We start from the raw sequence: 19,209 nt of genomic DNA on the forward strand, positions 1-19,209 counted from the left end.
CCGCCGGGATCGGCGTCCCGCCTCGCGTCCGCCCGCCGGGATCGGCGTCCCGCCTCGCGTCCGCCCGCCGGGATCGGCGTCCGGCTGCGGCGTCCGCCGCCGGGGTCGGGCCGGGGAAATCCGGTCACCCGGGCGGTGGTCGCCCCTTTTCGTCCGGGTGCGGCGGCGGTCGGCTACCGTGCGGTGCGGAAATGCCGATTGTCTGTGGAGGACCACCGAGCGCACCGAGGGGTAACGGATTGTGACGACCGAGCATCCCGGGTTGAGCGAACTCGCTCGGCGACCGGCTGCCGACAGCGTCAGCGAGCCGTTCGGCGCACACGGCTTCGCCGACGTGAACAAGTTCCTGCTGGTCTACAAGTTCGGCCTGGCCGAGATCGGGACAAAGATCAACATCCTGGCGGAGGAGCTGGCGCACCGCGGCCGGGGCAACCCGATCGAGCACGTCAGCCCGCGCCTCAAGACACCGGCCAGCATCGCCGCCAAGGCGCGGCGGATCGGGTGCCCGCTGACCTTCGACGACCTGCGCGCGCGGATCCGGGACATCGCCGGCATCCGGATCGTCTGCGGTTTCGTCCCGGACGTCTACACGGTGGCGCGTATGCTGACCGGCCAGCCGGACGTGCGCCTGGTGGTGACCAAGGACTACATCGCCGAGCCGAAACCCAACGGCTACCGCAGCCTGCACCTGATCGTGGAGATCCCGGTCTTCCTGTCCGACCGGGTGGTCGCGGTGCCGGTGGAGGTGCAGCTGCGCACCGTGGCGATGGACTTCTGGGCCAGCCTGGAGCACAAGATCTACTACAAGCACGACGCCCACGTGCCGGCCGGGCTGCGCGCCGAGCTGGCCGCGGCCGCCGAGGACGCGGCCCGTCTGGACCAGCGGATGCAGCGGCTGCACCAGGAGATCCACGGGCCGCGCGGCTGACGCCCGCGCGGGCCGCTGCCGGCGCGGCACGACAACGGCACACGCGGGACGAGCGCCACCGGCGGGTCGGGCGCCACCGGTGGGACGACGCCACTGGTGGGACGGGCGCCACTGGTGGGACCAGAGCCACCGGCGGGTCGCCGCCACCGGTGGGACCAGCGCGATCGGTGGGATTAGTGCCACCGGTGGGACCAGCGTCACCGTGGGGCGAGCGCCACCGATGGGATTAGTGCCACCGGCGGAAAGGGCGTCACCGGCGCGACGAGTCACCGGCGGGACCAGCGCGACCGCGGGACCGGCGGCGCCGCCGGGATGGGCCCGCCGCCCGGCCATCGGCGAATCGTCGCTGCACGGCGGGGCGGCCGAGCTGCGGAAAGCGCATTCCGGATGGGTGCGGTGCCCCGCCCGACCGTTGCATCCATCGGAGTTCATCTATAGCATCGGCCTCGCCCGAGGTCGTGCCCCGCTTGCTGAAAGCTTTCAGCGACCTCGGAACAACGCGGCGCATCCCCCGACACCGCCGCCCATCCCCGTCCTCCATCACGTTGGGATCCCCATGCACAGAGGCAGACTGCTCACCGGCCTGACCGCGGCCGCCGCCTCGGTCCTGCTGGTCACCGGCGGAGTCCCCGCCGCCGGGGCGCAGGCGCCGGCCGCCACCGCCGGCACCACCGAGAACCTCGACCGCGGCCTGGTCAGCCTGCGCACCGCGGGCGGCAACTTCGTCTCCTGGCGGCTGCTCAGGTCCGACCCGGCCGGGGTGGCGTTCAACGTCTACCGTGGCTCCACCCGGATCAACTCCAGCCCGATCACCGCGGGCACCAACTTCACCGACAGCGGGGCGCCGGCCGGCGCCTCGTACACCGTCCGGCCGGTGATCGCCGGGGTGGAGACGTTCGCCGCCGCCCCGGCGACGCCCGCGCTGGCCGCCGCCTACCAGGACGTGCCGATCCAGGCGCCGCCGGGCGGGACCACCCCGGACGGGGTGTCCTACACGTACTCCGCGAGCGACGCCTCGGTGGGCGACCTCGACGGCGACGGCGCCTACGAGATCGTCCTCAAGTGGGACCCGTCGAACGCCAAGGACAACTCCCAGGCCGGCTACACCGGCAACGTCTACATCGACGCGTACGAGCTCACCGGCACCCGGCTGTGGCGCCTGAACCTGGGCCGCAACATCCGGGCCGGCGCGCACTACACCCAGTTCCAGGTCTTCGACTACGACGGTGACAGCCGCGCCGAGGTGGTGATGAAGACCGCCGACGGCACCGTCGACGGCACCGGCGCGGTCATCGGCAGCTCCACCGCCGACTACCGCAACTCCTCCGGTTACGTCCTGTCCGGCCCGGAGTACCTGACCGTCTTCAACGGCCAGACCGGTCGCGCCCTGGCCACCGCCGACTACGTCCCGGCGCGCGGCACCGTCTCGTCGTGGGGCGACAGCTACGGCAACCGGGTCGACCGGTTCCTGGCCGGCACCGCCTACGTGACCGGGTCGTACCCGAGCATCATCATGGCCCGCGGCTACTACACCCGCAGCGTCATCGTCGCCTGGGACTACCGCAACGGCACGCTCAGCCGCCGCTGGACGTTCGACAGCAACTCCTCCACCAACGGCTCCGCCTGGACCGGGCAGGGCAACCACCAGCTGTCGGTCGCCGACGTCGACAGCGACGGCCGCGACGAGATCCTGTACGGGGCGATGGCCGTCGACGACAACGGCGCCGGCCTGTGGGTCAACGGCCAGGGCCACGGCGACGCGTACCACGTCGGTGACCTCATCCCCGGCCGTTCCGGCCTGGAGGTCTTCAAGGTCGACGAGAGCGCGACCAAGCTCGCCGCCTGGATGGCCGACGCCCGCACCGGCCAGATCATCTGGTCGAACGCCTCGTGCGGCTGCGACAACGGCCGCGGCGTCTCCGACGACATCTACGCCGGCAGCCCGGGCGCCGAGTCCTGGTCGTCCGCGGTGTCCGGGCTCCGCAACACCGCCGGGCAGAACATCGGCCGCAAGCCGTCCAGCGCCAACTTCGTCATCTGGTGGGACGGCGACGCGCAGCGCGAGCTGCTCGACGGCACGCACATCGACAAGTACGGCCTCAGCGCCGACACCCGGCTGCTGACCGCCAGCGGCGTGCACTCGACCAACGGCACCAAGGCCACCCCGTCCCTGCAGGCCGACATCCTCGGCGACTGGCGCGAGGAGGTCATCTGGCCGACCACGAACAACACCGCGCTGCGGATCTACTCCACCACCGACCCGACCGGCATCTCGCGCGTCTCGCTGATGCAGGACCGGATGTACCGCGAGGCCGTGGCCTGGCAGAACACCGCGTACAACCAGCCGCCGCACCCGAGCTTCGCGATCTCCTAGCGCGCCGCGGCTCCGGGCTGCCCCCGCCGGGCCGCCCCCCGCCGGGCCGCCCCCCGCCGGGCCGCCCCCCGCCGGGCCGCGCCTCGCGGGTGCGCCGGGCGCGGCGGGGCGGGCGCCGCCGGTCCCGGACGCCCGGGCAGTGCCCCGGCCCTTGACGAGCCGGGGCGCCGTGGTGGCCAATGCAGGGATGGACGTCGCCCGCCGGATGTGGACCCTCGTCGAGCCGCTGCACGCCGTCACCTATTTCGCTCCGCAGGCGCGCGCCGCGTTCGAGGCCGCCGGGCTGCGCGGCTTCTGGCGCGGCTACTTCGCCGGCCGGGCCGCGCCGCTCGGCGCGGTCGGGCCCGGCCCGGTGTGCGCCACCTTCTTCGGCTTCGCGCCGGCGATGGTGCGCCGGGCGCTGCCCGACGTGTGGAGCCGCGCGACGCCGGCCGCCGCGCTGGCCGCGCGGCTCGACGGCGCCCGCGCCGCGCTGACCGCGGCGCTGCCCGGGGTGCCCGCCGACCATCTGGCGCAGGCCGCCGCCGCGCTGCGCCGGGCGGCCGAGGCGGCCGGCGCCGACTTCGCCGGCCGGCCGCTGGCCGCCGCCAACGCCGGCCTGCCCTGGCCGGACGACCCGGTGGGTACGCTCTGGCACGCCGCGACCGTGCTGCGCGAGCACCGCGGCGACGGCCACGTGGCGGCGCTGCTGGTCGCCGGCCTCGACGGCGTGGAGTCGCTGGTCTGGCGGGCGTCGCTGGACAGCTCACGGGACGTGCTGCAACCACCGCGGGGCTGGACCGACGAGCAGTGGGAGGCGGCCGCCGAGCGGCTCACCGCGCGCGGCTGGCTGGCCGGCGGGGCCGCCACCGCACCGGCGCACGCCGCGCGTGACCGCGTCGAACGGCGCACCGACGAGCTGGCCGCCGCGCCTTGGCGGGCGCTCGGGCCGGACGCCACCGCACGCCTGGCCGGGCTGCTGGAACCGGTGGCCGCGGCGGCGGGCCGGGTGCTGCCGTTCCCCAATCCGATCGGCCTGCCGGCCCTCGGCGGTGCGGACCGGGCGCGGGCCGCCGCCGCGCGGGAGACGCCGCGTGCCGGCTCTCACCGTCCCGGGGACCGAGGAAACGGCGGTATTCACGCCTGAGCGGTTCCCCGCCGGATGACAATGGGTGAGCCCACGCAGGTCCGGCCCGCCCGGCCGGTCGCCCCGCCGGGCGCCGGTCCGCGAGCCGGGGAGGACCTGCAGTACGGATGGTGAGCGTCGTGGTCGCGCGGGACAGTGAACAAGCCGGGATGAAGCATGTCGAGGCGTTCTTGTCATCGGTCGTGAGGTCGACCGCGGACGCCATCGTCGGCTGCGACGCCCAGGGCCGGATCACCGCCTGGAATCCGGCGGCCGAACGGATCTACGGCTACCGTCGGGAGGAGGTCCACCACCGGCCGGTGAGGATGATGTACCCGCCGGACGTCGCGGAGCGCGACTGGCAGGTGTTCCAGAAGGCGCTGCGCGGGACCCCGACCGGCCAGTTGCGCACGGTCCGGTTGCGCAAGGACGGCACCCGGGTCCCGGTCCGGATGTCGTTCGCCCCGATCGAGGGGGTGGACGGGTCGGTGCGGGGCGTGGTCAGCGTCGCGCACGAGCTGACCGGGGAGATCCGGTCGGAGGCGCGGATGGCGGCGCTGCTGGAGGCCACGCCGGACGCCATCGTCGGCATGGACCGCGACGGGCGGATCGTCTTCGCCAACCAGGCGTGCGAGCGGCTGCTCGGCTACCGCCCGGGACAACTGGCCGGGCAACAGGCGCGGATGCTGTTCCCCGAGGACACCCGGGCCGACATGGTCGAGTTGGGGGAGCAGCTGTTCGCCGATGCCGGGCTGCGCGCGCGGACCACCACGCTGGCCACCCGGATGATGCGCCGCGACGGCACCGTGCTGCCCGGCGAGACCACGCTCAGCTGGCTCGTCGAGCCCGACGGCGCGCTGCTGATCACGGCGACGCGGGACCTGTCCGAGCTGCGCCGGGCCGAGTCCCGGTTCCACGACCTGCTGGAGGCGGTCCCGGACGCGATCACCGGCGTCGACCAGCGCGGCCTGATCGTGCTGCTGAACCAGGGCACCGAACGGCTGCTCGGCCGTCCCCGCGAGCAGCTGCTGGACCGCCCGTACGCGGTGCTGCTGCCGCCGGAGGCGCGCGAGCGCATCGACCGGGAGGTCGCCAAGGTGTTCGCGGCGCCGTCGCAGCAGCAGCACACGGTGATCTACGCCGACGTGATCCGCCCGGACGGTGTCCGGGTGCCGACCGAGAACAACGTCACCCGGTACAACAACGGCGCCGAGAACATCCTGCTCGTGGTCAGCCGGGACATCACCGAGCGCGTCACGGCCGAGCGGGAGCGGGCGCGGCTCGCCGAGCAGGTGGAGCGGGAGCGGACCGAGCAGGCGATGCTGCGGGCGCAACGGCTGGAGGCGCTCGGGCAGCTCGCCGGCGGGGTCGCGCACGACTTCAACAACCTGCTCGCGGTCATCTCCAACTACGCCGTCCTGCTGGACGACGAGGTCAGCGAGCTGTCCCGCGGCGACCCGCAGCGCTGGCAGCCGTTCGTGGACGATCTGGCCGCGATCCAGCGCGCGGCCCAGCGCGGCGCGACTCTCACCCAGCAGCTGCTGGCCTTCAGCCGCCGCGACGTCAACCGGCCCGAGGTGCTGGCGCCGGCGATCGTACTGGAGAATCTGCGGACCCTGCTGCTGACCGCCATCGGTGAGCGCCACGAGCTGTGGATCGACGCGGCGACCGGCCTCTGGCCGGTCCTGCTGGATCCGGGCCAGCTGGAGCAGATCCTGGTCAATCTGACCGTCAACGCCCGCGACGCGATGCCCGACGGCGGGCTGGTGCACGTCATCGCCGACAACCTGCGCGCCGGGGAGGCGGAGAGCGACTACCAGCCGCCGCCCGAGCCGGGGCGGCGCTACGTGCGGATCCGGGTCGCCGACACCGGTGTCGGGATGGCGCCCGAGGTCGCCGCCCGGGCCTTCGAGCCGTTCTTCACCACCAAGCCCAAGGGCCACAGCGCCGGGCTGGGCCTGGCCACCGTCTACGGCATCGTCGGGCAGGCCGGCGGGTGCCTCGGGGTCACCTCACAGCCGGGGTCCGGGACCACCATGACGGTGCTGCTGCCCGCGACCGACCAGCCGTTGCCGGCCCCGACCGGCCGGACCGGACCGGACACCGGGCCGGTCGCGGCGGAGACCGGCGCGGCGGGGCCGCACACCATCCTGCTGGTCGACGACGAGCAGGAGGTACGCGACTCCACCGCCCGGGTGCTCACCCGCCACGGCTACCGGGTCCTGACCGCCCACGACGGCCCGCACGCGCTGGAGCTGGTGCGGGAGCACCACGACGACATCGACGTGCTGCTCACCGACGTGATCATGCCCAGGATGCACGGCGGTGAGCTGGCCGAGCACGTCAGCCGCCTGGTCCCGGGCGTGCGGGTGATCCTGATGTCCGGGTACGCCGAGCCGCTGCTCGACACCGACCCGCCGACGCACGCGGCCGCCCCGCTGCTGAAGAAGCCGTTCAGCACCGCGGAGCTGCTCCGCGCCGTGCGCGCGGCCGCCACCGCCGGCGCGGCCCCGTCCTGAGCGCGCCCGGTCCCCGAGGCCCGCGCTCAGCCGGCGTGCAGCACCTCGTCGATCCCGCCGTTCTCCCGCCAGTCGCGCAGCAGCTCGTGGAAGACCACCGGGCCGGGTCCGAAGGAGTTGTTGACCGGGCGCGGCCGGCCCTCGCCGTTGTAGTAGCCGGGGGTGCAGTCGGCCTGGAACGTGAAGGTGTCCGGGGCGGTCTCGCGGATGGTGTCCACCCAGCGCTGCTCGGCCTCGGCGGTCGGCTCGATCCGGCGGGCGCCGCGACGCGCGGCTTCGGCGATCACGGCGGCGATGTGGGTGGCCTGCTCCTGCAGGACGTGCACGAAGTTGACGCTGGCGGCGTTCTGCAGGGCGCCGAGGTGGAACAGGTTCGGGAAGCCGTGGCTGGAGAAGCCGTGCAGGCTGCGGGGCCCGTTGCGCCAGTGATCGAGCAGCGGCAGGCCGTCGCGGCCGTGGACCGGCAGGGTGCCGGAGACGACGCCGGAGATGCCGACCTCGAAGCCGGTGGCGAAGATGACGCAGTCGACCTCGTACCGCTGCTGGCCGACGACGACGGCGGTCTCGGTCAGCGCGGTGATCCCGCCGGTGTCGGCGGTGTCGACGAGGGTGACGTCCGGCCGGTTGAAGGTCTGCAGGTAGAGGTCGCTGAAGGTGGGGCGTTTGCACATGTACCGGTACCAGGGCTTGAGCAGCTCGGCGGTGGCCGGGTCGGTGACGATCTCGTCGACCCGGGCGCGGATCTGGTCCATCTTGCGGAAGTCGGCGAGCTCGTCGAGGTGGTCGCGTTCCTCGGCGGAGATGGTCGGGTCCAGCGTGCCGGTGAGCATCTGCCGTTGCAGCCGGGCGGTGGCGGTCCAGCCGTCGTCGATCAGGTCCTGGTCGGCGTGGCCGCCGGTGACGATGGTCAGGAAGTTGTCCATCCGCTCCCGCTGCCAGCCCGGCTTCAGCGTCGCCGCCCAGGCGGGGTCGATCGGGCGGTTGTCGCGGACGTCGACCGACGACGGGGTGCGCTGGAAGACGTACAGGTGCTCGGCGTCGCGGGCGACGTGCGGGATCACCTGGATGCCGGTGGCGCCGGTGCCGACCACACCGACCCGCTTGCCGGCGAGCTTGTGCAGGCCGCCGTCCTGGTCGCCGCCGGTGTAGCCGTAGTCCCAGCGGCTGGTGTGGAAGGTGTGGCCGCGGAACGTCTCGATGCCCGGGATGCCGGGCAGTTTCGGCTGGGTCAGGGTGCCGGAGGAGACCATCACGTAGCGGGCGCGGAACCGGTCGCCGCGGTCGGTGGTCACGGTCCACTCGGCCGTGTCGTCGTTCCAGCGCAGCTCGGTGGCCCGGGTGTGGAACAGCGCGTCGGCGTAGAGGTCGAACTGCTTGGCGATCGCCATGGCGTGCCGGCGGATCTCCTCGCCCGGGGCGTAGCGCCACTGCGGGACGTAGCCGACCTCTTCCAGCAGCGGCATGTAGACGGTCGACTCGATGTCGCAGTGGATGCCGGGGTAGCGGTTCCAGTACCAGGTGCCGCCGAAGTCGCCGGCCTCGTCGAGCATCCGGATGTCGCGTACCCCGGCCTGCCGCAGCCGGGCCCCGGTCAGCAGACCGCCGAACCCGCCGCCGATGACCAGCGCCTCGACCCGGTCGTGCACCGGTTCCCGCTCGGTGCGCTCGGTGTACGGGTCGGTCGCGTAGTAGCCGAACTCGCCCGCGGCCCGCCGGTACTGACCGGTGCCCTCGGGCCGGATGCGGCGGTCCCGTTCCCGCTGGTAGCGAGCGCGCAGTGCCGCCAGTTCGTCGGGCCGGTAGCGGTGCGGGGAGTGGGGGGACATGCGCAGCCCTTTCACGGCGATCGTCCGGTGTGGTCAGAGCCAACCCAAGGGCCTTATTTAAAGCAACTGATTGAGTGTGAATGTGGCCCAGCGCACTCTAGCGCCACGAAATGTCTTCCCGCGGAACCCGGCGAGCCGTGCGCCGGTGTCCCACCGCCCCGGGGCTCACCGGAGGCGGCGGTGAGCTGGATCACGCTAGGGTGCTGTCAGGCTCGTGTCCGGAGGCGGTCAGCGCGCTCTGCTTGCATGGGATCGTGCGGGACGCCCGAGCGCGCGCGGCGGGATCCGGGTGCTGCCCGGCGGCGCGGCCGCGCATCCGGTCAGCGGGACCAGCCGGCGCCGGTCACCCAGGGAGGACGATGTGCTGACAGTGGAGCTCGACGAGTCCAGGTGCGCCGCGACCGGGCAGTGTGTCCTGGCCGCTCCGGACGTCTTCGACCAGCGCGACGACGACGGCGTCGCGGTCGTCCTGGACGATGCGCCCGGCCGGGAGCGGCACGGCGCGGTGCGCACGGCGGCCGCGGCCTGCCCGGCCGCCGCCATCCGCCTGGTCGAGTCGTGAACCGGATCGTCGTGGCCGGCGCCTCCGCCGCCGGCCTCACCGCCGCCGAGACGCTGCGCCGCGAGGGGTTCGACGGCACGATCACGGTGGTCGGCGAGGAGGTCGATCCGCCGTACGACCGGCCACCGCTGTCCAAGCAGGTCCTCGCCGGTGCGTGGGACGCCGACCGGCTCGCCCTGCGCACCCGCGAGCAGCTCGCCGGCCTGCGCCTGGACCTGCGGCTCGGCACGCGGGCGGTCGCGCTGGACACCGCGGCACGCGCGGTGCGGCTGGCCGACGGCGCCGACCTGCCCTACGACGGGCTGATCATCGCCACCGGGGTGCGGCCGCGGCGGCTGCCCGGGGACGGCGGGCACGTGCTGCGTACCGTCGGCGACGCCCTCGCCCTGCGCCGCCACCTGCGTCCCGGCACCCGGCTGGCGGTCGTCGGCGCCGGGTTCCTCGGCGCGGAGTGCGCCGCGGTCGCCCGGGGCCTCGGCTGCGACGTGGTGCTCCTGGAGCCGGCGCCGGTGCCGCTCGCGCACGCGGTCGGCGAGCCGATCGGTCGGATGCTGTCCGAGGTGCACCGCGAGCACGGCGTCGACCTGCGCACCGGGGTCGCGGTCGGCTCCCTCGCCGACGAGGCGCCGGCCGGCGCCGACGTGGTGCTGGTCGCCATCGGATCGCAGCCCAACACCGAGTGGCTGGCCGGCAGCGGCCTCACGCTCGACGACGGGGTGGTCTGCGACCAGCACTGCGCCGCCGCTCCGGACGTCTACGCCGCCGGTGACGTCGCCCGCTGGCACAACCCGCTGTTCGGGGTGGCGATGCGCATCGAGCACCGGACGAACGCCGCCGAGCAGGGCATGGCCGCCGCCCGCAACCTGCTGCACCCGCAGGCGCGCAAACCGTTCGCCCCGGTGCCCTACTTCTGGTCCGACCAGTACGACTTGAAGATCCACGCCTACGGCTACCTGCGTGGTCACGACACCGTGTCGATCGTCGAGGGATCGGTGGAGCAGCGGCACTTCCTGGCCGCCTATCACCGCGCCGGCCGGCTGGTCGGCGCCCTGGCCGTCGGCCTGCCGCCCAAGGCCATCCGCCCGTGGCGGCAGGCCGTCGCGCTGGGCGTGGCGCCGTGAACCGCCCCGGCCCGCGCCGCCCGGTCCCGATCAGACCGGGCTGACCGGAGCCCGGTACACGCCCTCGATCGCGTCGATCAGGCCGCTCGCGGTGGCGGCCCAGTCCGGCGCGGCGGTCCGCTCGCGCTGCGCGCAGAAATGCACGATCAGCGTACGGACCATGTCGTCGCGCTCGGAGCGCACCGCGGCCGGCAGGTCGGGCAGGCACCGGTGCAGCGCCGCGGTCACCGTGCCCAGCAGCGACTCCTCGCCGATCTCGGCGGCGGCCAGCTCGCGCAGCGCCGGCTCGGTGATCACCTGGGCGGCGAAGCGGGCGTACCAGCTCGGCGTGCCCAGCGACGTCAGATGCTCGGTGAACGGCAGCACCACGCAGGCCACCCAGTCGCGCAGGTCGGTGCTGCCGGCGCACCGCGCGATCAGCCCGGCGCGCCGGGCGTCCATGGCCTCCGAGTGCCGGCGCACGATGGCCCGCACCAGGCCGGCCTTCGTACCGAAGTGGTAGTGCACCGCGGCGGTGTTGCCCTGGTCGGCGGCCTCGCTGATCTGCCGGTTGGAGGTGGCGAAGACACCGTGCTCGGCGAACAGCCGCTCGGCCGTCTCGATGATGCGCTGACGGGTGTGCTCCACCCGCCGGGTCCCGTCCATCTTCGCCGACATCCGTTCTGGTGGTCGTCCCGCGCAGGGCGCGATCCTACCGTGCGGGTCGCGTCACCGCGTGTCGCCGGCCGGCCGCGACGGCGGGCGGCCGGTTCCGCGGCGCGACATCGTCTACTTCGGCCGGCCGCGCGGTGAGTCGCCGCCGGACCGGCCACCACGTCCGGACAGGCCCGGACGTGGTGGCCGGTGCGGATCAGTCTCCGGCCCGGTCGGTCTCCGCGTCCTCGTCGTCGGCCACCGCGGCGCCCCGCCGCGCCCGCTCGGCGCGGGCCGCCCGCAGCAGCGGGGCCAGCCCGGCGAACCACTCGACCGTCTCCTCGATCACCTGATCGCGGGTCGCGCCGGCACGCAGCGGCACCGGCACGGCGCACCCGTCCCTGAGCTCGACGAGGCCGTGCCGGCGCAGCGCCTCCCGGGCCACCCCGGCGCCCCGCCACCAGCGCAGCCACCACGGGCTGACCCCGTACTCGGCCTGCAGCGCGGGGCTGACCTGGAAGGCCGTCCAGTGCCCGCCGAGGTGAACGACGCAGCCGACGGCCGAGCCGGCACGCGACGGCGCGTTCTTCCCGGCCCGGTCCAGGACGCCCCGGCGCTGCGCGCGCTCACGGACGTCGGCGGTGAGCCGGTACAGCTCGTGCTGCCGCCGCGGCGTCTCCTGGTCGGTGATCTGCTCGACGGTCCAGGGGACGAACGCGTTCCGGTCGACGGCGTCGACGAAATGCTTCAGCTGCCGGACGTCCTCGGCCAGTTCCCGGCCGCCCGCGGGTTCGAGGGTCGCGCACAGCGCCGGCCAGGACACCAGCGCCACGCCCTGACCGGCGCCGGTACGCGCGAACCGCCACGTCACGGCGTCGGCGGCGGGCATCTCCTGCGCGCCGCTGAGCCGCAGCACCTCCCGCCACAGCTGAGTGGCGCGCCGGGGCGGGCACACCCACAGCAGCACGCCGGGGCACCGGTGCCCCGGGTCCCGCAGCCGGTGTTCCCGCTCCAGCCGGCGAAGATAGCCGCCGTCGGCCTGCGCCTCGGTCAGGCCGGCCCAGAACTTGCCCTCGACGACCAGCACCTCCCGGTCGTGGTGCAGTCCCAGCACGTCGGGGCGGGTCCCCTCGCTGCCGCGCTGGGTGACGAAGCGGATCTCCTCCGGCAGTTCCGGGAAGCCGGTCCGCAGGGCGGCGGTGAACGCCCGGGCGGCGTCCGGATCCTCCAGAACCAGTCCGAGCGCGTCGGTGCCGGTCTTCTCCTGCGGCCCGCCGGTGTGGGCGGCGAGACGGGCGAGCAAGGGCATGGTCGGGGTCCTCCTGCGGTGCCGGCCGGCGGGGTCGCGGCCCATCCTCGCAGGGCGCGCCGCACCGGGGTACGCCGGTGGACGGCCGGGCCGCCCGCGCACCGCGCTCCGGCCGGCGGCCTCGGGCCGGCGCTCGCCGCTGGATCCGACGCCGTGGCCGCTGCCCGCCCGGCCACCCGGGCTCAGTGCGGGTGGACCCGCCGCCCGGCCGGTGCGGCGCCGCGGTGGATCGGGCCGTGCGACTCGTCGCAGTGCGGCTCGTCGCCGGCCGCTCCGACGACCTCGTCAGCGTGATCGACCTGCAGGGTGGTGTGCCGGATGTCGTGCCGGTCGTGCAGCAGCCGCTCCAGCAGCCCGCGGATGGTGTGACAGTCGGCGTGGTCGGCGACGATGACGTGCGCGGACAGGGCGGCCTGACCGGAGGTGATCTGCCACAGGTGCAGATCGTGGATCTCGGCGACCGCCGGGACGGCGGCGAGTTCGGCGCCGATCGCGTCGACGTCGACACCGTGCGGCGCGGCCTCCAGCAGGACCCGGCCGGAGTCGCGCAGCAGCCGCACCCCGGCGGTGGCCATCAGCGCGACCACGATCAGCGAGGCGATCGCGTCGGCCCGGGCGAAGCCGGTGAACACCATGACGACACCGGCGACCAGGGTGGCGGCGAACGCGAACAGGTCGTTGAGGATGTGCTGGTAGGCGCCCTCGACGTTGAGGCTGGTGCGGTTGGCGCGCGACATGCACCAGGCGGCCGCGACGTTGACCACCACCCCGACGGCGGCGGTGGCGAGCACCAGTCCGCCGGCGACCTGCGGCGGCGCCAGCAACCGCTGGACCGCCTCGTAGCCGAGCCAGCCGCCGAGCAGCAGCAGGGTCAGCCCGTTGGCCTGCGCGGAGAGGATCTCGGCGCGTTTCAGGCCGTACGTGTAACCGCCCTTCGGCGGCCGGGCGGCCAGCCGCATGGCGATCAGGGCGAGGACGATCGCGGCCGCGTCGGTGAGCATGTGCGCGGCGTCGGAGAGCAGCGCGAGGGAGCGGGCGACGACACCGACGACGACCTCGCCGGCCATGAACACGGTGATCAGGGCGAGGGCCGCGGTCAGCCAGCGCCGGTCGGCATCGGCCCGCACCCCGTGGTCGTGTCCGGCGTGCCCGCCGTGCGCTGCGTGCCCGCCGTGCGCTGCGTGCCCGCCGTGCGTTGCGTGCCCGCCGTGCGCTGCGTGCCCGTCGTGCGCTGGGTGCCCGTCGTGCGCTGCGTGCCCGCGGTGTGCGGCGGCGACGTGCTCGTGGTCGTGCCGGTGATTGCTGGACATGGCGTTCCCTCAGCTTGATCGTCGACAGGGCGGTCCTGAATTACTGAATCACCGTTCGCCGGCGCAGCACCCGTCATCGCCGCCGGCAGCCGGCGGCCGGGGCGCGCAGCAGGCATCCCCACGCCACGTCTCACGCCCCTCCTTGACCGCGACCGCGGCGATGACGAGGGCGGCGACCGGGTCGGCCCAGCTCCAGCCGAACAGGCTGTCGACCGTCAGCCCGGCCAGCAGCACCGCCGACAGGTAGGTGCACAGCAGTGTCTGCCGGGAGTCGGCGACCGCGGTGCGCGAGCGCAACTCGCGGCCGGCACGGCGCTGAGCCGCCGAGAGGCCCGGCATGACCAGCAGGGACACCGCGGCGAGGAGGATCCCGGCGGTGGAGTGCCCGGCGTCGGCCCCGCTGAGCAGCGCGCGCAGCGACTCGGCGGCGACGTAGCCGGCCAGCGCGAAGAACGAGACCGCGATGATCCGCAGCGCGGTCCTCTCCCGCGCCTGCGGGTCACGACCGGCGAACTGCCAGGCCACCGCGGCGGCCGAGGACACCTCGATGACCGAGTCCAGGCCGAATCCGATCAGCGCGGTCGAGTCCGCGGCCGTGCCGGCGGCGATCGCCACCACGGCCTCCACCACGTTGTACGTGATGGTGGCCGCGACCAGCAGCCGGATCCGGCGGGCGAGCGGGTCCCGGCGTGGCCCGTCCCGCCGGTCCCGCCGGTCCGGCGAGTCCCGTAAGTCCCGGCGGTCCGGACCGTCCCGGCCGTCTGGACCGTCCCGGCCGTCCGGACCGTCCCGGCGGTCCGGACCGTCCCGGCCGTCCGCACCGGCCTGGGCGGACGGGATCAGCGGCAGGCTCATCGGCAGCAGTCCTCGGCGGCGTCCGCGCACGCGGCCGGGTCGACCGCCAGGACCAGCCCGAGCAGGTCGCCGAGGGCGTGCCGGATGCGCGGGTCGGCCAGCTCGTACCGGGTGCGGCGACCCTGCGGGACGGCGACGACCAGGCCACAGCCGCGCAGGCAGGCCAGGTGGTTGGACAGGTTCTGCCGGGTCACCCCGAGCAGGTCGGCCAGCTCGGCCGGGTAACCCGGCGCCTCGCGCAGCGCCAGCAGCAGCCGGGCCCGGGTGGGGTCGGACAGCGCATGTCCGAATCGGGCCAGCACCTGGCCGTGCGTCACCGTCTCCATGACACGACAGTACATCGTTGGATGTATTCAGTGGAAGGTGTATCCCGGTACCCCCTAACTAAAGCGAACGATCGTTCTTGACAGGGTCCCGGCTGCGGTTCCACACTAAAACGAGCAATCGTTCGTTTTCAGGGGAGTCGTCATGTCCACGCAGACCCGGCCCATCGCACCGGCGCCGTCGCCCTGGCCGAAGGTGGCCGGTGTGGTCGCCCTGCTCACCGTGATCGTCAGCGTGCTGCTGACCGCATTTGCCTGGCCCTCGGTGCGCTCGTCGGTGCACGACGTGCCGATCGCCGTCGCCGGGCCGGCCACCGCGACCGGCCCGGTCACCGCCGCCCTGCAGCAGCGGCTGCCGGGCGGCTTCGACATCACCCCGGTCGCCGACACCGCGGCCGCCGAGCGGCTCATCCGTGACCGGGAGGTCTACGGCGCCGTCGACGTGAGTGGCGCCGTCCCGCAGGTGCTCACCGCCTCGGCCGCCAGCGCCACGATCGCGCAGACGCTGCAGGGGGTCGCCACCGCGCTCGGGCAGGCCCGGTCGGCGACGCCGGGCCCCGCCGTCGCCGTACGCGACATCGTCGCCCTGCCCGCCGACGACCCGCGCGGCGCGGGCCTCGGCGCCGCCGCCCTGCCCCTGGTCATGGGCGCTCTGATCACCGCGGTCCTGCTCACCGGCCTGCTGCGCGGCGCCGGCCGTCGGGTCGCCGGCGCGCTCGCCTTCTCGGTCACCGGCGGCCTGGCCATGGCGGCGATCCTGCAGTTCTGGTTCGGCTCGATCGGCGGGGCCTACCTGGCCAACGCCGGCGCCGTCGCGCTGACCGTCGCCGCCATCTCGACGACTCTGCTCGGCCTGGAGGCGCTGCTCGGCTACCCCGGGTTCGGGCTCGGTGCGGCGCTGATGATGCTGGTCGGCAACCCGTTCGCCGGCTCCGCCACCGCCCCCGAGATGCTGCCCGGCTGGGGCGGCGCGCTCGGGCAGCTGCTCCCGCCCGGCGCCGGCGGGCAGCTGCTGCGCTGCACCGCCTTCTTCGACGGTGCCGGCAGCGGCCACGCCGTCACGGTGCTGCTGTCCTGGCTGGCCCTCGGCGTGAGTCTCTGCCTGGTCAGCGGCCTTCGCACCGGGCGTGCCGCCACGGGCGGGGATGCCGGTGCCGGGCGTGCCGCCACGGGCGGGGATGCCGGTGCCGGGCGCGCCGCCACGGGCGGGGATGCCGGTGCCGGGCGTGCCGCCACGGGCGGGGATGCCGGTGCCGGGCGCGCCGCCACGGGCGGGGATGCCGGTGCCGGGCGTGCCGCCACGGGCGGGGATGCCGGTGCCGGGCGCGCCGCCACGGCCCGGCCCGCCGGTGCCGGGCAGGCGCCGGCCTGACGGGGTCGCTGTGGGCGCCACTCCCGGCCGGGAAGCCGGTGCCGGGCAGGCGCCGGCCTGACCGGGGTCGCTGTGAAGGCTGCGGAGGCGTCGGATAGAAAGAGCGCCGTGACTCTCCTTCCGGGCTACGACGACCGTGGCCCCGACGAATCGGACGGGCCGGGCCTCGCCGTGGACGGATCGGCGCTGCTCGACCTGCCCGGCTTCTGGGCCGCCCACCTGGACCTGGTCGGCCTCGACCTGGACGAGGAGCTGGCCGAGCTGTTCGGCGACCGGCTCGCCGACATCCGCGCCACCTACGACCGGCTCACCGACCTGCGGACCTGGCCGGTCTTCCCGGTCGATCTCGGCGACCGTGGCCGGCTGGCCGTCGTCTACCGCAACTTCGACGGCGACCTCGGCGTCGACTATCTGAGCTCACCCGGCGCCGGCCGCGACTACCAGGTGATCGCGTCCTCCGACGGCGGGGGGAGCCTCTCCTGGGCCGAGATCGTCGCGGCTGCCGACCACCAGCCCGACCCGCTGTCACGGGCCCGGGCCCTGCTGTTGCTCACCCCGATGCTCTACGACACGCCGCCGGACCCGGCCGCGGCCATCGACCGCCTGGCCGACGCGCTGCGCACCGCCGGAGTGGCCGGCGACGTCACCGCGATCGCCGGACGGATCGTGCACCGGGACGACGAGGGCGGGCAGCAGCCGGCCGGATCAGCCGGCGTCGATCGGTGACGAGTCCATGGCGTAGTCCCGCTCGACCGTGGCCACCCGGACGCGATAATCCCGGTACCACGTGGCGCGGCCGCGGCGCTGCGCCACCAGATGGGCCGCGACCTGCTTCCAGCCGCGGGCCGCCTGCTGGTCGGCCCAGTACGACACGGTGATCCCGACACCGTCACGAGCCGACTCGATGCCGAGGAAACCGGGCTGCTCCCGGGCGAGCCGCTCCATCGACGCGGCCATCGCGGCGTACCCGTGGTCGCCGTCCGCGCGGATCGACGTGAAGATCACCGCGACGTAGGGCGGTGGCGGGGTGTCGGCGAACGGCTGGTCGGGCATGGCCACACGATGCCACAGAGCGATGGCGTGGCGCCGCCCCGTGCCCCCGGCCGGCGAGCGGTGAGGTGGTGCCACCGCCCGGCCGGCGAGCGGTGGCGCTGTCGCCCGGGGTCAGACGAGCACCTCCACCGGCGTACCGGAAACGGGGTTGCCGAACAGCTCGGCGGCGTTGCGGCCGCGCGCGAAGATCTCGTGGCTGACCCGGGCCCCGCCGCCGTCCCCGCGCGGCCAGCCGGAACTGCCGGGCGCGAACGCGATCGCGCCGGCCGGCACCGCGAACACGCCGTCGCTGATGACCACCTCGTGCACCACGGCGCCGATCCGGACCCGGGCCGACGTGCCCGGCGCGGCGGGCGCGTCGTACCAGCTCGTCTTGAGGTTGCCGTAGCCGTCCGAGTACGCCACCGCGCGAACCGGCGCCGGATCGACGGTCACCGGCTCGCCGAGCAGGCCGGTGTCGCCGCGCACCAGGGCGGCCAGCGCGTCGGGGAACACGTCGCGGGACCGGAACTGCGAGCCGGCGTCGGCGACCTCGACGGCGTGCAGCGGCACCTCCTCGTCGGCCAGGAACGACATGCTCGCCCCGGCGGCCACGCCGACCACCAGCACACCCGAGGGCAGCCGGGCCGCGACCAGCCGCTCGCCGGCGTTGTCCTGCCGTGGCCGGTCCTCGTCCTGCCGGGGCGCCACGTTGGCGTAGAGCACCCGGTCCGGCGGGCCGTCGCCGAAGGCGAGCTGGGCGAGGCAGAAGCCGGCGCTGACCGTGTCGAACGGCGGCACCGGGATGGCCGTGACCTCGGCCTCGGGCAGCAGCAGGGCGAGGCGCTGGCGCACCTCGGCGAAGGCGAGATCCCCGACCCCGTAGTCGGCGACGACCGTGAGCAGCACGGAGTCAGCCTACGGGGTACGGCGCCCGCGCGCGCGGTTCCACCCGCCTCGGTCACCGCGAAGCCGTCCGGATCGGACGCTCGTGCCGCGCGCGGTTACGCCCACCCCGGTCACCGCGAAGCCGCCCGGATCGGACGCGCCTGGCCCCGCGCGGGGTCCGCCCCGGTCGGGCGGACCCGGTGGGTGGCGGATCCCCGCGGACGCGGAATCGTTCTTCGGCCGCCGCCGACACCCGTGACCGTGGATCGCCGGGGACCGGGGGTGCGTCGCTGTTCTGTACCTACTAGTATGTACGGGTGACTGGAGCCGGTTCCACCCGTGACCATCTGATCGAGAGCACTCAGGAGCTTCTCTGGGAACGCGGCTACGCCGCGACGAGCCCGCGCGCCATCCTGGACCGCGCCGGTGCCGGGCAGGGCAGCATGTACCACCACTTCCGGGGCAAGGAAGACCTGGCCGCGGCGGCGATGGCGGCCACCGCGCAACAGTTGCTCGCCCGGGCCGAGGCGGCTCTGACCGGCGAGGGCTCCGCGTTCGAGCGCCTGGCCGGCTACCTGCTGCGCCAGCGCGAGGTTCTGCGCGGGTGCCCGGTGGGCCGGATGACCGGCGACGCCGACGTGCTGGAGTCCGCGGTCCTGCGGCGGCTGGTCGCCACCACGTTCGACAGTCTGCGGGCACACGTCGACGCGGTCGTCCGGGCCGGGGTGCGCGACGGCGAATTCGACTCCGCGGTGGACCCCGCCGAGCTCGCCGACACCGTGCTCGCCGTCGTGCAGGGCGGTTACGTGCTGGCCCGCGCGGCCGGGGATCCCGCGCCGTTCGACCGCGCCGTCCGTGGCGCCGTCGCCATGCTCGACCACCTGAGGAGGAAGGACACCGTATGAGGCGGATCGACACCGCGCCGGCCGATCTTCCGGACGGCCCGCGTTCCACCGGCCCGGGCCCCGGGCCGCGGCCGGCCCCGCCGGGGAGCACGCCCGTGACCCGCGCTGCGGCCCCGCACCGTGCGACGACCCGTTCTGGCCGGGGGC

At 74.6% G+C, this 19,209-nt stretch carries 17 protein-coding genes; 9 read left to right on the forward strand and 8 right to left on the reverse strand.

The window, feature by feature from the left end; translation table 11 throughout:
- The first annotated feature begins 262 nt into the window (after positions 1 to 262).
- The 4 genes from ACTEI_RS16240 to ACTEI_RS16255 all read left to right on the forward strand — a co-directional run bounded on the left by ACTEI_RS16240 (position 263) and on the right by ACTEI_RS16255 (position 6,926).
- Positions 263 to 928 carry a GTP pyrophosphokinase gene (locus ACTEI_RS16240; RefSeq protein WP_239082694.1) on the forward strand — a complete coding sequence of 222 codons (666 nt, stop codon included), beginning with the start codon at positions 263 to 265 and terminating at the stop codon, positions 926 to 928.
- 556 nt (positions 929 to 1,484) lie between these two features.
- Positions 1,485 to 3,302, forward strand: coding sequence for a rhamnogalacturonan lyase (locus ACTEI_RS16245; protein WP_164465985.1), 1,818 nt, complete (start codon positions 1,485 to 1,487; stop codon positions 3,300 to 3,302).
- Between the two features lie 187 nt (positions 3,303 to 3,489).
- Positions 3,490 to 4,428 (forward strand): SCO6745 family protein, encoded by a 939-nt coding sequence (locus tag ACTEI_RS16250; RefSeq protein ID WP_425321052.1) that lies wholly within the window; start codon positions 3,490 to 3,492, stop codon positions 4,426 to 4,428.
- A gap of 182 nt (positions 4,429 to 4,610) precedes the next feature.
- Positions 4,611 to 6,926, forward strand: coding sequence for a PAS domain S-box protein (locus tag ACTEI_RS16255; protein ID WP_164465986.1), 2,316 nt, complete (start codon positions 4,611 to 4,613; stop codon positions 6,924 to 6,926).
- Positions 6,927 to 6,952: 26 nt separating this feature from the next.
- Here the strand turns inward: ACTEI_RS16255 and ACTEI_RS16260 are convergent, their stop codons facing one another.
- On the reverse strand, positions 6,953 to 8,752 hold the full coding sequence (locus ACTEI_RS16260) for a flavin-containing monooxygenase (protein ID WP_187646008.1): 1,800 nt from the start codon (positions 8,750 to 8,752) through the stop codon (positions 6,953 to 6,955).
- A 361-nt stretch (positions 8,753 to 9,113) separates the two neighbouring features.
- On the opposite strand from ACTEI_RS16260, the gene ACTEI_RS16265 reads away from it, so the two are divergent.
- Together ACTEI_RS16265 and ACTEI_RS16270 are read left to right on the forward strand one after the other, a co-directional pair.
- Positions 9,114 to 9,314 carry a ferredoxin gene (locus ACTEI_RS16265; RefSeq protein WP_203723832.1) on the forward strand — a complete coding sequence of 67 codons (201 nt, stop codon included), beginning with the start codon at positions 9,114 to 9,116 and terminating at the stop codon, positions 9,312 to 9,314.
- Positions 9,311 to 10,435, forward strand: coding sequence for an NAD(P)/FAD-dependent oxidoreductase (locus ACTEI_RS16270; protein ID WP_122978440.1), 1,125 nt, complete (start codon positions 9,311 to 9,313; stop codon positions 10,433 to 10,435). The genes ACTEI_RS16265 and ACTEI_RS16270 overlap by 4 nt, the downstream gene beginning before the upstream one ends.
- A gap of 30 nt (positions 10,436 to 10,465) precedes the next feature.
- Here ACTEI_RS16270 and ACTEI_RS16275 read toward each other — a convergent pair whose 3' ends face one another.
- From ACTEI_RS16275 to ACTEI_RS16295, 5 genes are all read right to left on the reverse strand, one after another.
- Complete coding sequence (locus ACTEI_RS16275; protein ID WP_239082695.1) at positions 10,466 to 11,080, reverse strand: TetR/AcrR family transcriptional regulator; 615 nt, start codon at positions 11,078 to 11,080, stop codon at positions 10,466 to 10,468.
- A 205-nt stretch (positions 11,081 to 11,285) separates the two neighbouring features.
- A complete protein-coding gene (locus ACTEI_RS16280) occupies positions 11,286 to 12,377 on the reverse strand; it encodes a hypothetical protein (RefSeq protein ID WP_145831123.1) in 1,092 nt (363 codons plus the stop codon).
- 182 nt (positions 12,378 to 12,559) lie between these two features.
- Complete coding sequence (locus ACTEI_RS16285) at positions 12,560 to 13,687, reverse strand: cation diffusion facilitator family transporter (RefSeq protein WP_122978443.1); 1,128 nt, start codon at positions 13,685 to 13,687, stop codon at positions 12,560 to 12,562.
- A gap of 48 nt (positions 13,688 to 13,735) precedes the next feature.
- Complete coding sequence (locus tag ACTEI_RS16290; protein ID WP_122978444.1) at positions 13,736 to 14,542, reverse strand: cation efflux transmembrane domain-containing protein; 807 nt, start codon at positions 14,540 to 14,542, stop codon at positions 13,736 to 13,738.
- On the reverse strand, positions 14,539 to 14,868 hold the full coding sequence (locus ACTEI_RS16295; RefSeq protein ID WP_122978445.1) for an ArsR/SmtB family transcription factor: 330 nt from the start codon (positions 14,866 to 14,868) through the stop codon (positions 14,539 to 14,541). The genes ACTEI_RS16290 and ACTEI_RS16295 overlap by 4 nt, the downstream gene beginning before the upstream one ends.
- A gap of 142 nt (positions 14,869 to 15,010) precedes the next feature.
- Between ACTEI_RS16295 and ACTEI_RS16300 the strand changes: the two genes are divergently transcribed.
- Together ACTEI_RS16300 and ACTEI_RS16305 are read left to right on the forward strand one after the other, a co-directional pair.
- A complete protein-coding gene (locus tag ACTEI_RS16300; protein WP_211344351.1) occupies positions 15,011 to 16,237 on the forward strand; it encodes a hypothetical protein in 1,227 nt (408 codons plus the stop codon).
- Between the two features lie 108 nt (positions 16,238 to 16,345).
- Entirely contained in the window at positions 16,346 to 16,963 is a 618-nt protein-coding gene (locus tag ACTEI_RS16305; RefSeq protein ID WP_122978446.1) for a hypothetical protein, read from the forward strand.
- On the opposite strand, the gene ACTEI_RS16310 is transcribed toward ACTEI_RS16305, so the two are convergent.
- Both ACTEI_RS16310 and ACTEI_RS16315 read right to left on the reverse strand, forming a co-directional pair.
- A complete protein-coding gene (locus ACTEI_RS16310) occupies positions 16,943 to 17,290 on the reverse strand; it encodes an antibiotic biosynthesis monooxygenase family protein (RefSeq protein WP_122982189.1) in 348 nt (115 codons plus the stop codon). The two genes, ACTEI_RS16305 and ACTEI_RS16310, sit on opposite strands and share 21 nt — an antisense overlap.
- 111 nt (positions 17,291 to 17,401) lie before the next feature.
- Positions 17,402 to 18,178 carry an SAM hydrolase/SAM-dependent halogenase family protein gene (locus ACTEI_RS16315; protein WP_122978447.1) on the reverse strand — a complete coding sequence of 259 codons (777 nt, stop codon included), beginning with the start codon at positions 18,176 to 18,178 and terminating at the stop codon, positions 17,402 to 17,404.
- A 296-nt stretch (positions 18,179 to 18,474) separates the two neighbouring features.
- Here ACTEI_RS16315 and ACTEI_RS16320 point away from each other — a divergent pair, with 296 nt between their 5' ends.
- A complete protein-coding gene (locus ACTEI_RS16320) occupies positions 18,475 to 19,062 on the forward strand; it encodes a TetR/AcrR family transcriptional regulator (protein WP_122978448.1) in 588 nt (195 codons plus the stop codon).
- Positions 19,063 to 19,209 lie beyond the last annotated feature (147 nt).

This window comes from Actinoplanes teichomyceticus ATCC 31121, assembly GCF_003711105.1.
Taxonomy (GTDB): Bacteria; Actinomycetota; Actinomycetes; order Mycobacteriales; family Micromonosporaceae; genus Actinoplanes; species Actinoplanes teichomyceticus.

Coding starts and splice junctions, on each gene's coding strand:
- ACTEI_RS16245 (WP_164465985.1), top strand. CDS start 1,485: ATGCACAGAGGCAGACTGCTCACCGGCCTGACCGCGGCCGCCGCCTCG.
- ACTEI_RS16250 (WP_425321052.1), top strand. CDS start 3,490: ATGGACGTCGCCCGCCGGATGTGGACCCTCGTCGAGCCGCTGCACGCC.
- ACTEI_RS16260 (WP_187646008.1), bottom strand. CDS start 8,752: ATGTCCCCCCACTCCCCGCACCGCTACCGGCCCGACGAACTGGCGGCA.
- ACTEI_RS16275 (WP_239082695.1), bottom strand. CDS start 11,080: ATGGACGGGACCCGGCGGGTGGAGCACACCCGTCAGCGCATCATCGAG.
- ACTEI_RS16280 (WP_145831123.1), bottom strand. CDS start 12,377: ATGCCCTTGCTCGCCCGTCTCGCCGCCCACACCGGCGGGCCGCAGGAG.
- ACTEI_RS16285 (WP_122978443.1), bottom strand. CDS start 13,687: ATGTCCAGCAATCACCGGCACGACCACGAGCACGTCGCCGCCGCACAC.
- ACTEI_RS16290 (WP_122978444.1), bottom strand. CDS start 14,542: ATGAGCCTGCCGCTGATCCCGTCCGCCCAGGCCGGTGCGGACGGCCGG.
- ACTEI_RS16295 (WP_122978445.1), bottom strand. CDS start 14,868: ATGGAGACGGTGACGCACGGCCAGGTGCTGGCCCGATTCGGACATGCG.
- ACTEI_RS16300 (WP_211344351.1), top strand. CDS start 15,011: ATGTCCACGCAGACCCGGCCCATCGCACCGGCGCCGTCGCCCTGGCCG.
- ACTEI_RS16310 (WP_122982189.1), bottom strand. CDS start 17,290: ATGCCCGACCAGCCGTTCGCCGACACCCCGCCACCGCCCTACGTCGCG.